This is a genomic window from Polyangium jinanense (genome assembly GCF_028435365.1).
In genome coordinates this window covers 20,764-35,321 of the sequence record NZ_JAGTJJ010000058.1, presented here as the reverse complement: position 1 = coordinate 35,321, position 14,558 = coordinate 20,764, and the positions used below count along the sequence as shown (strand labels likewise).

Below are 14,558 nucleotides of genomic sequence, written 5' to 3'. Positions count from 1 at the left end.
CCAACGCGATGCGAGCCGTCTACTACCACAACGTCGTCGACGAGGCGCTCGACCCCTTCGATCGCAGCCTCTCGCGCGCCCACCAGAACCGCTTCCGCCGCGAGATCGAGGAACTCCGCCGCCAGTTCGAAATCGTCCCTCTCGACGAGGCGCTCCGGCGGCTCGAAGCGGGCGAGCGTTCGGACCGCACCCTGACGATCACCTTCGATGACGGCTACGCGGGCGTCTACGAGCACGCGCGGCCCGTGCTCGCGGAGCTCGGCCTCACGGCCGCGGTGTTCGTGTGCACGCAGGATGGCGCGCTCGTGCCGCCGGATCGGCTGCTGCACTTCGAGCGGCTGGAGATTGCCTTCCGGCTCTCCGAGCGCGCCGAGATCGATCTGTCGTACCTCGGGCTCGGTCGGCGCGCGCTCGGCGCGCTAGCCGCGCGCCTGCCCACGCTCAAGCAAGCCAAGGCGATCCTCAAGACGCTGCCCGAGGACGAACGCCACCGCCACACGCAGCGGCTCTTCGCCGAGCTTGGTGTGGACGAGGCCGCGATCGACGAGCAGGGCGCGCGCTCCCCGAAGTTCCGCAAGCTGTCGCTCGCGCAGGCCCAAGATCTCGTGCGCGCGGGCTGGGCCCTCGGCGGCCACGGGCGCACCCACCGCACGATGAGCCGGCTCCCGGACGACGAGCTGCGCCGCGAGATCTTCGACAACGCCGCCGAGCTCACCGCCTCGCTCGGGCTCGAGGGCGCGCCGTTCGCGTACCCCTACGGCGGATCCGAGCACGTCGACGAGCGCGCCGCGCGCTTCGCTCGCGAGGCGGGTTTTTCTTGTGCGTTCACCACCGAGCCCGGGACGAACGAGCGCGCGACGCCGCGCTATCGCCTGCGCCGCTTCGTCTCCCTCGAACTGCTTCGAGACATGGCCGTCACACCTGCGCAAAGCCCAGAAGATCAGGCAGGGAATCTCCGATGAGCAAACCGACCCGACACTTCGAGTGCATCGCTCTCTGCCCGCCGACCAGCACGCGCCCCGGCATTGCCGCCGCTGCGGCACGCGCCGGTGGCATCGGCGTCCTCGATCTGGAGTTTGCCGGCCCCGGAGAGCAGATTCCCGAGCACGCGGCCGCGCAGGTGCGCTGGCTCCGCGAGCGCACCCGCCCCGACGAGATCATCGGCGTCCGCCTCCGGCCCGCGCAGCACGAGCGCTTCGCCGCCGTGTTCGAGGCGCTCGCCGGGCGCGACTTCGTGGTGGTGTGGACGCGATCTCCCTCGGCCGAGCTCTTCGCGCGCACGCCCGCGAGCCGCGTCTTCGTCGAGGTGCGCTCGCTCGACGAGGCCCTCGCGATCGAAGCCACAGGCCTCGCGCACGACGGTCTCATCGCCTGCGGTCACGAGTGCGGCGGGTTCGTTGGAGAAGACACGACGTTCCTCCTCGTGCAGAAGCTCCTCGGCGCGACACGCGCCCCGGTGTACGCGCGCGGCGGCATCGGCATCCACGCCGCGACGGGCGTTCGCGCGGCCGGCGCGGCCGGCGTGGTGCTCGACGATCAGCTCCTGCTCACGCGCGAGTCGCCGCTCTCGGACGTGCATCGCCAGAAGCTCCGCAGCATGAGCGGGCAGGAGACGGCGATCCTCGGGGCGTTCGGCGCGAAGCCCTGCCGGGTCCTCGATCGCCCGCTCTTCGGCGGCCTCGCGCGGCTCAAGGATCTCGAGGCGCTCGTCGCGGGCGACGCCGCCGGCGCAGAAGCGTGGGCGCGCGCGGTGGACGAGATCGTGGGCTTCTCCGAGCCCGAGCGCGCCGCGTGGCCCGTGGGACAAGCGGCCGGGCTCGCCGAGCTCGTCCGCGACAAATACGTCACCACCGGCCGGTTTGTCCGAGCGATCCTCGAGCAGAGCGCGCGTCTCCTCGCGCGCGCGCAGGAGCTGAAGCCGTTCGCGCCGGGCGCGGAGCTCGCGCGCGCGCACGGCACCGAGCTCCCGATCGTGCAGGGCCCGATGACCCGCGTCAGCGATCGACCCGCCTTCGCGCAGGCGATCGCCGAGGGCGGGGCGCTGCCGCTCATCGCGCTGGCGCTCTCGACGGGGGCGCACGCGCGCCCGATCCTGGAGGCGACACGCGACGCGCTCGGGGACAAACCCTGGGGCGTGGGCATCCTCGGCTTCGTCCCGCCCGAGCTGCAGCGCGAGCAGATCGACGAGGTCCTGCGCGTCTCGCCGCGCTTCGCGCTCATCGCGGGCGGCCGCCCGGATCAGGCGGCGGACCTCGAAGCGAAGGGGATCAAGACCTACCTCCACGTGCCGGTGCCGGCGCTCCTGCGACGCTTCGTCGCGCAGGGGGCGCGGCGCTTCGTCTTCGAGGGCCGCGAGTGCGGCGGGCACGTCGGTCCGCTCGCGAGCCTGCCCCTCTGGGAGGTGATGATCGAGGCGCTGCTCGACTGCGCGCCGACCTCGGGCGAGCCGATCCACGTCCTCTTCGCGGGCGGCATCCACGATGCCCGCTCGACGGCGATCGTCTCGGCCATGAGCGCGGCCCTCGTCGATCGCGGCATCCGCTGCGGCGTCCTGATGGGCACCGCGTACCTCTTCACGCGCGAGGCGGTCGACTCGGGCGCCATCGTGAAGCGCTACCAGGACGAGGCCCTCGCGTGCCGCGAGACCGTGCTGCTCACGAGCGGCCTCGGCCACGCCAACCGCGTCGCGCACACCGCTTTTGCCGATCAGTTCGAGCGCCTGCGTCGCGAGCTCGTTGCCTCGGGCAACCCGCCGGGCGAGGTCAAGAAGGAGCTCGAGGGGCTCGGTCTCGGCCGGCTGCGGATCGCCGCCAAGGGCATCACGCGTGATCCCTCGGGCCAGATCGTCACCGTCGACGAGGCGCAGCAGTCCGAGCAGGGCATGTACCTCATCGGCCAGGTGGCCACGATGCGCTCGTCGGTCTGCACCATCGCCGAGCTGCACGCCGACGTCGCGGAGGGCGCGACGCGCGTGCTCGCGGCGGCCGATGCCTCGCCGCCCTCCGAGAAGGTGGGCGACGACGAGGGCGTAGCGATCGTCGGCATGGGCGTGCTCTTGCCCGGCGCGCAGAGCCCGGCAGAGTACTGGCGCAACCTCCTCGACCAGGCGGATCAGATCCGAGAGATCCCGCGTGATCGCTGGGACGTGCGCCTCTACTTCGACGCCGACAAGGCGGCCCGCGACAAGATGTACGGCAAGTGGGGCGCCTTCGCCGACGACATCCCCTTCGAGCCGCTCTCCTACCGCATCCCGCCGAACGTGATGAAGAGCATCTGCCCGGCGCAGCTCATCACGCTCGAGGTCACGCGCTGGGCGCTCGCCGACGCGGGTTACGCGCAGGGCGGGTTCGATCGCGAGAACACCGCCACCATCGTCGGCAACAACGACACGGGGGGCTTCTTCGGCCAGCAGATCCTCACGCGCAGCCTCTTGCCGATCCTGTCGGAGTCTCCCACGCCGGAGGTCCTCGGCCGCCTGGTGGAGTGGTCGAGCGAGCTGTTCCCGGGCGTGCTCTCCAACGTCACCGCGGGGCGCGTGGCCAACCAGCTCGATCTGGGCGGCCCCAACTACTCACTCGACGCGGCTTGCGCCACCTCGCTCATCGCCATCGACCTCGGCGTGCGCGAGCTCGCCACGGCGCAGAGCAACGTGGTGATCGCGGGCGGCACCGACGGCTCGCAGACGCCGTTCATGTACCTCGCCTTCTCCAAGACACAGGCGCTCTCGCCGCAGGGCCGCGCGCGGGTCTTCGACAAATCGGCCGACGGCATCGTGACGAGCGAGGGCTCGGGCTTGCTCATCCTCAAGCGGCTCGAGGATGCGCGCCGCGACGGTGATCGGGTCTATGCCGTGATCCGCGGCGTCGGCGGCTCGAGCGACGGCGGCGGCGTCGGCTTGACCGTGCCCAAGGTGGAAGGCCAGCGCCGGGCCCTCGACCGCGCCTTCCGCAGCGCGGGCGTGACCATCGACTCCATCGGCCTCTACGAGGCCCACGGCACCGGCACGCCGCTCGGCGATCGCACCGAGGTCGAGACCTTGACGAGCGCCATGAAGCGCGCGGGCGCGCCGCCGCAGACCTGCGCCGTCGGCTCCGTGAAGAGCCTCATCGGGCACACCAAGCTCACCGCCGGCGTGGCCGGTATGATGAAGGCCGCGCTCGCGCTCCACCACCGCACGCTGCCGCCGCATGCGGGCGTCAAAGATCCCATCGATGCCCTTGCGGACGCCGAGTCCCCCGCGTACCTGCTCGACCAGCCTCGGCCCTGGCTCCACCACCCCGACCACCCGCGCCGCGCGGCGGTCAGCGCGTTCGGGTTCGGTGGGACAAACAGCAGCGCCGTGCTCGAGGAGTACACCGACGGCCTCGATGCGCGGCCTGCGGGCGCCGACGAGTGGCCCTGCGAGATCATCCCGCTCGCGGCCGCCGACGAAGCGGGCCTGCTCGCGCGGATCGAAGGCCTGAAGCGTGATCTCGCGGGCGGCGCCAAGCCGCGCCTGCGAGACCTCGCGTACACCTGCGCGCGCGCGCTCGCCACTGCGCCCGAAGGGCCGCGCGTGGCGCTCGTCGTGCGCAGCCTGGACGAGCTCGCCGAGGCGCTCACCGTGGCCGAGAAGCGCCTGCGGGGCGAGGCCGCCACGGGGCCGCAACGGCAGGTGCTCGTCTCGCGCCGCGAGGAGCAGAACCCGGGCCGCATCGCCTTCCTCTTCTCCGGCCAGGGCGCGCAGTACGTGGGCATGGCGCGCGAGGCCACGGTCTACTTCGACGAGATGCGCGCCGCCCTCGAGCTCGTCGATGATGCGCTGCGTGATCGCTTCCCGCGCGGGCTCAGCTCGTTCATGCACCCGCCCGCGACGTTCTCGGACGCCGAGGCGGATCGGCAACTCGAGGCGCTCACCCGCACGCACCGCGCGCAGCCCGCCATCGGCGCCGTCTCGCTGGGCCTGCTCGATCTGCTCCGCAAGCTTGGGCTCTCGCCGGACATGGTTTCTGGTCATAGCTTCGGCGAGCTCACGGCGCTGCACGCTGCGGGGGCGCTCACGCGCGCGGAGTTCGTGAGGCTCTGCGAGGTGCGCGGGCGGGTGATGGCCGAGGCCTCGCAGGGCGGGAGCATGAAGGCCGTGCGTGGCCCGCGCGAGCGCGTCACCGAGCTCTTGCAGGGCATCGCGGACGTCGTCGTGGCCAACCACAACGAGCCCCAGCAAACGGTGATCTCCGGCAGCCTCGAAGGCCTCGCGCGGGCGTCGGAGGTGCTCGAACAGGCGGGGCTGCGCACGCAGTCGCTCCCGGTGGGCGGCCCGTTCCACTCGCCCCTGATGGCGAGCGCCGCCGCGCCCCTCGACGAGGCCATCCAGGCGCTCTCCCTCGCGGCTCCCGTGGTGCCGGTGTACTCCAACATCAACGGCCAGCCGCATTCCACCTCGCCGGAGGTGCTCCGCGCGCGCATGCAAGAGCACCTCTTGCGACCGGTGGAGTTCGTGGCGCAGGTCGAGGCCATGTACGAAGGCGGCGCGCGCACCTTCGTCGAGGTGGGCCCGAGTGATCTGCTGTCGCGGCTCGTCTCGCGCATCCTCGAGGGCAAGCCGCACGCGAGCATCGCCCTCGACGCGCGCGGCGGCGGCCTGCGCAAGCTCCTCACCTCGCTCGGCGAGCTCGTGATCCGCGGCGCGAAGATCGATCTCGCGCGGCTGCACGAGGGGCGCGACGTCAAGCTTCTGACGCTTGATCGGCTGCTGCAGGAGACGCGGCCCGCGGAGGTGTCGGCGTCGGTGTGGTGGGTCAACTGCACGCACGCGCGGCCTGCCTCGGAGGCTGCGCGCGAGAAGCTGCTCCCCAAGCCCCTCGTGACCCTGGAGATGCGTGACCAAAGGGCCAAGGAGGCCACGAAGGAGCCGCCGCGCGCTGCCCCGAGCGCCGCCGCTGCGCCGCCGCCGGCAGCCCCCCCTGCCCGGACGCGAAGCGCGCCCGAGGTGGAAGCGTTCGCCGCGCCAACCGCGCATCACGGTGCGAATGGGGGCCACGGCGCGAATGGAACGAACGGCGTCCATGGCGCCCATGGCGCGAATGGGATCAATGGTACGAACGGGACAAACGGGGCGAACGGCGTGAATGGAATGAATGGAACGAACGGCAGCAAGCAGAACGGCTTGCACGCGTACGCGGCTCCGCAGAACGGCACGCACGTGGCGGCGCCGCTCGCGCCGACGGAGAGCGCGAATCCCATCGTCACCGCCTACCTCGCGTACCAGGAGACGATGCGGCGCTTCCTCGCGCTCGAGGAGCAGGCGCTCGCAGGCTTCCTCGATCTCGCCCGCCAGGGCGCTCCTGCCGGCTTGCAAGCGTACGTCCCGGTTCCGAGCACGCCGGCCGGAATGACGCGCCCCGCGCCCGCGCCCGCGCCTGCCTATGCGCCCGCGCCCGCGCCTGCCTATGCGCCCGCGGCCACGCCTGCCTATGCGCCCGCGGCCACGCCTACGAACACCGCCGTGCCCGTGCCTGCGCCCGTGCCCGAGGTTGTCTCGCTCAAGAATGGCCACGCCGCAGAGCCTCCGCCTGCGCTGCCCGAGATCACCCCAATCGCGCAGAAGCCAGCCGAGGAGAGCGCTGCGCCCGCGCTCGACGCCGCCGCGCTCGAACAGATGCTCGTCCGCGCTCTGAGCGACCAGACCGGCTATCCGATCGAGGCGCTCGGCGTGGAAATGGACCTCGAAGGCGAGCTCGGCATCGATTCGATCCGGCGCGTGCAGTTCCTCGAAGAGACCCTCGCCACCCTCCCCGCCTCCACGCGCACCAACATCAAGGCCGCGCCGGACGGCCTCTTCCGCGCGCGCACCCTCCGCGAGGTGACACGGCGCATCGTCAGCGCGCTCGACGGCGCCGCCGCGCGCGCGCCCGTGCCTCCCGCGAAGGCAGCCCCCGCGCCCGTCGCCGCCCCCGCTGCCGCCGCCCCGAACGGCGTGGAGGCGGCCTCCTGCGCGCGTTGCCTGCCCCGCAGCGAGCGCGCCCCTTTGCCCTCCGGCGCGCCGCTCTCGCTGAAGGGAACGGTCATCCTCACCGAGGACGAGCTCGGCATCGCGCCGCTCGTGCAGCGGGCCCTCGAGGCGCGGGGCCTCCCGACGCTCCTCGTTCGCCGCGCCGATCTCGCGGATCCCGAGGCCCTACGCCGCCTCGGCAAGGTCGCGGACGCCGCCGCCATCCTCCACCTCGCGCCCCTCTCGCGTGGCCCGGTCCCCTCCCATTTCGAGGAGTTCCGGCGCGCCGCGCAGATCGACGCGAAATCGCTGTTCTTGCTCCTGACCCTCAATGCCGAGCGCCTGCAAGCGCTCGCCGCGGTGGGAGGCGCGCGCGTCGTCGCGGCGAGCTTCCTCGGGGGGCAATTCGGGCGCGACGGCGCCATCGGCCCCGGCCTGCCCACCGGCGGCGCATCGGTCGGGCTGCTCAAGAGCCTGGTCCTCGAATGGCCGGGCCTGCATGCCACAGCCGTCGATTTCGCGGATTCCCACGAGCCCGCGGCGATCGCGGCGGCCCTGGTCGAGGAATTCTTCCACCCCGATCGCCACGTCGAGGTCGGTTATCGCGCAGGCACGCGCAGCGCCTTCCACCTCGCGCCCGTCGCCCACGCCCCCCGCGCCGGCACGCCCCTCGAGCCCGGTGCGGACTGGGTCCTGCTCGTCACCGGCGGCGCGCGCGGCATCACGGCGGAGATCCTCGCGCGCTTCGCCAAACCGGGCGCGACGGTCCTCATCACGGGCCGCTCTGCGGAGCCCGCCCCCGAGGATCCGGCGACCGCCGGCCTGAAGGACGTCCCGGCCCTGCGGCGCCATCTCCTCGCCCAGGCCAGCCAGAACGGCGCCGCCGTGGCGCCGGCGCGCATCGAGGCCCTCCTCCAACGCATCCTCGTGGACCGCGAGATCCGCCAGAACCTCGCAGCGCTCGCCGGCGCGGGCCTCAAGGTCGTGTACCGGACCTGCGATGTGCGCGATCCGGCGGCGGTCGATGACCTCTTCACCTGGATCCGCGGCACCTTCGGGCGCCTCGACGCCGTCATCCACGGCGCCGGGGTCATCGAGGACGCCTGGCTCGCGAGCAAGGATCTGCGCTCCTTCGACCGTGTCTTCGATACCAAGGTCGACAGCGCATACCTGCTCGGCCGGCACCTGCCTGCCTTCGCGCCGAAGGCCGTGGTGTTTTTCGGCTCGATCGCCGGCCGGATCGGTAGCCCCGGACAGACCGATTACGCGGCCGCCAACGAGGTCTTGAACCGCTACGCCTGGTGGCTCGGCGCGCGGCTGCCGGGCGCGCGCATCATGTGCATCAATTGGGGGCCGTGGGCCTCGGTGGGCATGGCCAAACCTGCGGTCCAGGCGAAGCTCCGCGAGCGTGGAATCATCCCCATCGAGACCGAGGCTGGCTGCCGATTCTTCCGCGAAGAGGTCGAGCTCGGCGGCGCCGCCGAGGTCGTGGCCGGCGATGGCCCCTGGGCGACTGCGAGCGCTGGCGAGCACACGGCGCGAAGGGAGGCCGAGATCGCGCCCTGAAGCGCGCCGAGGAGCGACGTCGGCACGTGCTGCACCGTTGTTCCTCTTTTGCCAAGGTTGTGCTATAGGGGGCGTACTCCGCATCAGGGGATCACGATTGCGGAGAGCTGTCGTCCCTTTACGTTTCGCTACCATGATGGAAGACGACCATGCTGCAATTTTTGCTCGGCCTCGGCTCGGCGATGGTCCTCGCGGCCAATAGCGAAGCCGTCAAGCGTACTGCGCACACGCTGGCCGTGAAGACGGTGCAAGGCACGATCGTTGCCGGTCACGAAGCGGTGAGGTTCGTGGCCAGGGCCAAAGAGGAATTGGAAGACATCGTCTCTGAGGCCCGCGCAGCGCTCGAGGCCGAGGCCGAGGCCGAGGCGAAGGTTGCCCAGGCCAATCCCGAGACGTCCGAGACGAACGGCGTCGCGGAGACGAAGACAGCGAACTGATCAGCGTACCGAAGTTCACCGGGCCCCAGGGCGCCCCGAATACGAAAGGACAAGCTCATATGATGTGGTGGGTTACGAAGGTCGTTGGGTGGAAGTTCTTCGTCGCCGGTGCCGCGGCGGCGCTGATCGGTGAGCGCGTGGCGCGCCCCGCGGCCGTGGGCACCGTGAAGGGCGGGCTCTTGCTCAAGGAAAAGGCCGTCGGGCTCAAGAATGCGGCCGCGGGCGTGGTCGATGACGCGAAGCAGGGGCTCGCATCCATCCATCAAGAGGCCAAGAGCGGGCTCGCGGCCGACGCCACCGCGCCGGCGACCGCGGAGGCCCTCGAAGCGCTCCGCAAGGAGATCGCGCAGCTGCGCGAGCAGGTCGCCGCGAAGCCCACGCTGGGCTGATAGCCGTTCCCCCTTTTCGAGAGCGCACCCCACGATATGACTCTTCGCATTCGTTCGGCGGTGCCAGGACGCGCCCGCTGGGAAATTCCCGAAATCCTCGACCGTCCCGACTTTGCCCTAGAGCTCGCCCGCGTGCTCGTGGGGCACGCGAGCCTGGCTTCGGTCGCAGTCAATGCGCTCACCGGGCGCGTCCTTGTCCATTTCGATAAAAAGACGCCCCTCGCCGAGGTCGAGAAGATCCTCCACGAGGCCCTGCACCTGGCGCGCGAGGCGCACGCGCTACGCAAGCATGATCCCGCGAGCGCCCCTGCCGAAACCGGCACGTCGTCCTCGCCTGCGCTGCCCGCGGGCAAGGCGACGACCGCCCGGACGCAGCCGCTCTTCCGCTTGTTCGAGCGCTCGCAGCATCACCGCCGCCTCTTCACCCTCACGCTGGCCACGACGATCCTCGATCGCGCCTTCGACGCCGCGCCGAGCCTGATGATCAGCGCCGGCCTCGACATCGTCACGCGCGGCCCGCAATCGTCGATCGCCCGCCTCGGGTTCAAATCGACCGCGTCGCAGCTCAGCGTGCTCGGCGCCGCCAGCCTCGGCGCCTGGACGCTCGACTCTGCCACGGGGTACGCGCACGCGCGCCTCTCGAGCCGGCTCGCCAACGTCGTCCAGCACGACCTGCGCAAGGACGTCTACCGGCACATCCAGACGCTCGACCTCGCCGAGTTCGAGGGCCGCCAGATGGCCGAGTGGCTGAGCGTCCTCCAGGAGGACATCAATCGCCTCGAGGAGTTCCTCAAAGAGGGGATCGACCCGCTCATCACCATCCTCGTCAACATCATCATCGTCGGCGCGGCGTTCGTCACGACATACCCTCCGCTCGCGGCCGTCCAATTCCTCATCTTCCCGGCCATTTATTACGTCTCGGCGGAATTCCTCGGCCCGATTCGCAAGCGCCTGATCGCCTCGCGCCGCGCTCAGGCGCTGCTCGACAACCTCATGGTGGGTAACCTCTCCGGCCTCGCCACGGTCCTCGGCTTCAATGCCCAGGAGCGCGAGGCCAGTCGCGTGGAGCAGGCGAGCCTCGAGTTCGTGGCGAGCTCCGATGAGGCCACCGCCTTGAGCTCGGCCTACGTGCCCGCGATCCGCACCGTGGCTGGCTTCGGGTTCCTCACCACGCTCGTCTGGGGCGCCGGGCTCGTCGTGCGCGGCCGCATCGCCGCGAGCGCCTACAACTTCCTCGCCTACACCTCGCTGCGGCTGCTCGGCACGCTCGGCTGGATAGGCCTCGCGCTCAATCAGTACCAGCGCACCATGGTCTCCCTGGAGCGCGTCCTCAATGTCCTCGACAAGCGCCCCACGATCCTCAGCGGCCCTCGGCCCTTGCCCACCGAACGCGTGGTCGGCGACCTGGTCCTCGACAACGTGGTTTTCGGCTATACCCCCGAGCACCCCGTCCTACGCGGCATCAACATGCATTTCGCCGCCGGCAAGACCACGGCCATCGTGGGCTCGAACGGCGCGGGCAAGAGCACGGTCCTGAAGCTGCTCCTGCGCTTCTACGACGCGAACGCCGGGGCGGTCCGCCTCGATGGAATCGACGTGCGCGAGCTCGACCTCGCCGATCTGCGTACCTCCATGGCCCTGGTCAGCCAGCAGATCTTCCTCTTCGCGGGCTCGATCCGCGACAACATCGCCTACGCGCGGCCCGATGCCACCATGGCGGAGATCGAATGGGCCGCGAAAATGGCCGAGGCCCACGATTTCATCACCGCAATGCCCGCGAAATACGACACCGACGTCGGCGAAGGCGGCTCGCGCCTCTCGGGCGGCCAGCGGCAGCGCATTGCCATCGCGCGCGCCCTCCTCTCGCAGCGGCCGATCCTCGTCTTCGACGAGGCCACCTCCGCGATGGACAACGAGACCGAGGCCGCGCTGCAGCGCTCGCTCCGCGAAGCCACCCAGGGCCGCACCACCGTGATGGTCGTGCACCGCCTCTCCACCGCGCGAAACGCCGATTACATCTACGTGCTCGACGCCGGCGTCGTCTGCGAGCAGGGGCGCCACGAGGATCTCGTCGCCCAGAATGGCCTGTACGCCAGCTTCTGGCGGATCCAGACGGGGGAGGCGGCGCTCCCCGCACCGCCCTCCGACCCGTCCGGTTCGTCCTCGCCCGCGTCTTGAAGCGACGTCAGCCCGCGCCCGCGAGCGTGCACTCGATGACCGCGAGCTCCGTCGGGAGCTGCTGAATCGCCACCACCCCGAGCCCCGCCTCCCCGAGCAGCCCCCGCATCTCGGCCTCGGTGCGCTCGCGCGTGCCTTCTTCGCAGAGTGCCACCTGAAAGAGCGCGTCCACGAGCTTGCGCAGCGAGGTATCGGTCCCCTCGACCAGGGCTTCGATCACCAAGAGGCGCGGCGCGCGCCCGCCCGAGGCCACCTTGCGGCGCATGGCCTCCGCAATCTGGCGGAGGATCCGCAGCGAGCTGTCGTGACCCCAGTTGTGGAGGACGTTCTTCAAAATGTATACGTCCCCTCCCTCCGGGAGCGACTCGAAGAAGCTCTGCCCATGAAAGGACAGTCTGTCCGCGAGATCCTCGTCGCCCGACGCGCGCAGGGCCGCGGCGGCGCGCGCGCAGACATCCTCGCGGTCGATGCAGGTGCCGCGCAGGTGCTTGTGGGCGGACAGGAGCCCCGCGAGCATGGTTCCGCTGCCGCCGCCGACGTCGATGATCGTCGATACGCCCGAGAAATCGTGGCGCGCGGCGACGAGCGCGGCGACCGGGCGCGTGAGATCGGCCATGGCCTTGTCGTAGACCAGGGCCGCCTCCGGGTCCTTCATCATCACGTCGTAAATCGAACCGCCGAACACGTGCCGGAACGCGGGCTCTCCGGTCTTGACCGTGTGCAAGAGCGCGCCGCAGGCGTCGTAATAATGCTCGCCGGCCAGCATGCAGAAATGGCGCATCGATTGCGGGTGGTTCGTCCGCAAGCGCTCGGACTGCTTGGAGTTCGCGACCTTGCCCTCGGCGTCGAACGTAAAAACCCCCGCCGCGGCGAGCACCCGCAAGAGCCGCAGCAAGGCCTCCGGATGCGCCCCCGCAGCCCGGGCGATCTCGTCCACCGGCAAAGGCTTTTGCTCGACGAGATCCGCCACACCCAGCCGCGCCGCGACGGCGATCGACTTCGAGATCCACGACGCTCCCACGAGCTGGAGCACGTCCATCGAATTTTCCTCCCTTTCGTATCGGCTGTCAGGCGGGCCGGTCGCCCTCGATCGTCACCCGCAGGGCCGCGCGCCGCATGCCGTGATAATCGTTCATTGCGTAATGCTGTGTGCAGCGGTTGTCCCAGAAGGCGATCGTGTCCTTCTCCCAGCGCAGGCGGGTCGTGAACTCGCCCTTGACGGCGTGGCTGTAGAGGAACTCCAGGATGGCCGTGCTCTCCTCGAGACTCAGGCCCTTGATGAAGATCGTGTACGCCAGGTTCACGAACAGCGATTTGCGGCCGGACTCCGGGTGTGTCCGGACGATCGGATGCGCCGCGTGTTGCCCGGCGTTGTCGATCTTGGCGGGCGCGCCGGTCTTGCCCTTGCTATGCGCGTACTTCCCCCAGGGCCCGTACACCTTGGCCGAGGTATGGATCGCGGTGAGCCCTTCGAGGAACTTTTGCATCGCGGGCGAGAGCGCCTCATAGGCCGCGACCATGTTCGCGAAGAGCGTGTCGCCTCCACGCGCGGGGGTCTCCGTCACCCGCAGGATCGAGCCGAGCGGCGGCCGTTCCAGGCAGGTGAGGTCCGCGTGCCAGCCTCCGCCGACGTTCACGCGATCCTCGGGCTCCTTGACGAACGCGACGACCTCCGGATGGCCCTCGATCGATTCGAAGAGCGGGTGCACGTGCAGCGTCCCGAAGTGGCGCCCGAGGGCCTTCTGGTGCTCGACGTCGATCGGCTGCCCGCGGAACACGAGGAGATGGTGCTCGACGAACGCTCGCTTGAGCTCCGCAACCGCCTGATCCGCGAGCGGCTTCGTCAGATCGATCCCGCCGATCTCGGCCCCGAGGGCGCCTACCATGGGCTCGACGCGAATGAGTTCGTACTTCATGTGCTTACCTCTTTCGTGGCCTCCACGAACAGCGAGTTTGCGACGTCCTCGTAGGAGAAACCGGTGGACGCGCTGTGGTCGTCCATTCCGCGCAATGCCTCGTGCCGGCTCCCGCGGTACTCGGACCGCTCGATCGTCGAGAAGCCCGCGCGCCGGAGGATGTCCGCCAGCGTGTCGAAATCATACCCCATCTTGTGCTCGAAGAACCACCCCGATTTCACCGCGGAGCCGGCCATGCGCATCACCTTGGCGAGGTCCGTCCGGTACCCCGCGGGACCTGCGAACTCGGGGCGCGTCCGGTCGTACTCGCGGAAAAACGCCTTGTTCTCGGCGGCGTACTGGCGCACGAAGGCCCCGATGTCGGGCACCACGATCCGCGCCGTCCCTCCCGGCGCGAGCACGCGGTGGATCTCCTTCACGAGCCTCCGCGCAGCGGTGTGGAAATCGAAATGCTCGAGCGTGTGCGCCGAGTAGAGATACCGCACCGAGGCGTCCGCGAATGGCAGCTCCCAGCACAGGTTCAGCCGCACGTCGCCGCCCGTCAGGTCGACGTTCGTCCAGCCCGGCACCCGGGCTGTGCCCGACCCGAGGTGCACGAAAAGCTCGCCCTCCGCGGTCCGCACCACGCCCTGCATCTGCTCGGCGACGAACCGCGCCCGCGCATCGCCGAGGCCCTTGCGCAGGGCGTCGAGCTTGCTCCGCACGGACGAAAGCACGGCGAGCGGATCCTCGCCGTCGATGCGCACCTCGCGCTGCGCGAAGGCTCCCATGGCCCCGAGATCGCCTGCGAGCGCCTCCACGACCTGGGCAAGCGTGGACGCCTCGCTCCCGAACCGCGCGCACGCGCCGTCCATGTCCGCGGCGTCCCCCACGGGCACCAGAACTTCCTCGGCAATCAAGGTCTCGAGCGTACGCCGCGCCTCTTCTCGCGGCGTATTGCCGTCGCCGAGCGTCTGCTCGAAATCGTCGCCGATGACGCGCTCGGCGTCGCGGGGCTCCTTGAAAGCGAGCACCATTCGCAGGTCGAGGGCCGTCACGGCCCGCGACACCAGCACCTTCCGCGCCCTCTGCACGTTCAGCCGCAGCACCGCCATGCCTCGCC

General features: G+C 70.4%; 8 protein-coding genes. 5 read left to right on the top strand and 3 right to left on the bottom strand.

The window, feature by feature from the left end:
- Positions 1-8 precede the first annotated feature (8 nt).
- From KEG57_RS45370 to KEG57_RS45350, 5 genes are all read left to right on the top strand, one after another.
- Positions 9-962: a polysaccharide deacetylase family protein gene (locus KEG57_RS45370; protein ID WP_272422979.1), complete on the top strand. Its 954-nt coding sequence runs from the start codon at positions 9-11 to the stop codon at positions 960-962.
- Positions 959-8,536: a type I polyketide synthase gene (locus tag KEG57_RS45365; protein WP_272422980.1), complete on the top strand. Its 7,578-nt coding sequence runs from the start codon at positions 959-961 to the stop codon at positions 8,534-8,536. The genes KEG57_RS45370 and KEG57_RS45365 overlap by 4 nt, the downstream gene beginning before the upstream one ends.
- Positions 8,537-8,685: 149 nt before the next feature.
- Complete coding sequence (locus KEG57_RS45360) at positions 8,686-8,973, top strand: hypothetical protein (RefSeq protein WP_272422982.1); 288 nt, start codon at positions 8,686-8,688, stop codon at positions 8,971-8,973.
- Between the two features lie 59 nt (positions 8,974-9,032).
- Positions 9,033-9,362, top strand: coding sequence for a hypothetical protein (locus tag KEG57_RS45355; RefSeq protein WP_272422983.1), 330 nt, complete (start codon positions 9,033-9,035; stop codon positions 9,360-9,362).
- 132 nt (positions 9,363-9,494) lie between these two features.
- A complete protein-coding gene (locus KEG57_RS45350; RefSeq protein ID WP_272422984.1) occupies positions 9,495-11,540 on the top strand; it encodes an ABC transporter ATP-binding protein in 2,046 nt (681 codons plus the stop codon).
- A 7-nt stretch (positions 11,541-11,547) separates the two neighbouring features.
- Here KEG57_RS45350 and KEG57_RS45345 read toward each other — a convergent pair whose 3' ends face one another.
- The 3 genes from KEG57_RS45345 to KEG57_RS45335 are packed head-to-tail and all read right to left on the bottom strand — an operon-like array spanning position 11,548 to position 14,550.
- Entirely contained in the window at positions 11,548-12,579 is a 1,032-nt protein-coding gene (locus KEG57_RS45345) for a methyltransferase (protein ID WP_272422985.1), read from the bottom strand.
- A gap of 28 nt (positions 12,580-12,607) precedes the next feature.
- Positions 12,608-13,456 carry a TauD/TfdA dioxygenase family protein gene (locus tag KEG57_RS45340; protein ID WP_272422987.1) on the bottom strand — a complete coding sequence of 283 codons (849 nt, stop codon included), beginning with the start codon at positions 13,454-13,456 and terminating at the stop codon, positions 12,608-12,610.
- On the bottom strand, positions 13,453-14,550 hold the full coding sequence (locus tag KEG57_RS45335) for a class I SAM-dependent methyltransferase (RefSeq protein ID WP_272422988.1): 1,098 nt from the start codon (positions 14,548-14,550) through the stop codon (positions 13,453-13,455). The genes KEG57_RS45340 and KEG57_RS45335 overlap by 4 nt, the downstream gene beginning before the upstream one ends.
- Between the last annotated feature and the right edge of the window lie 8 nt (positions 14,551-14,558).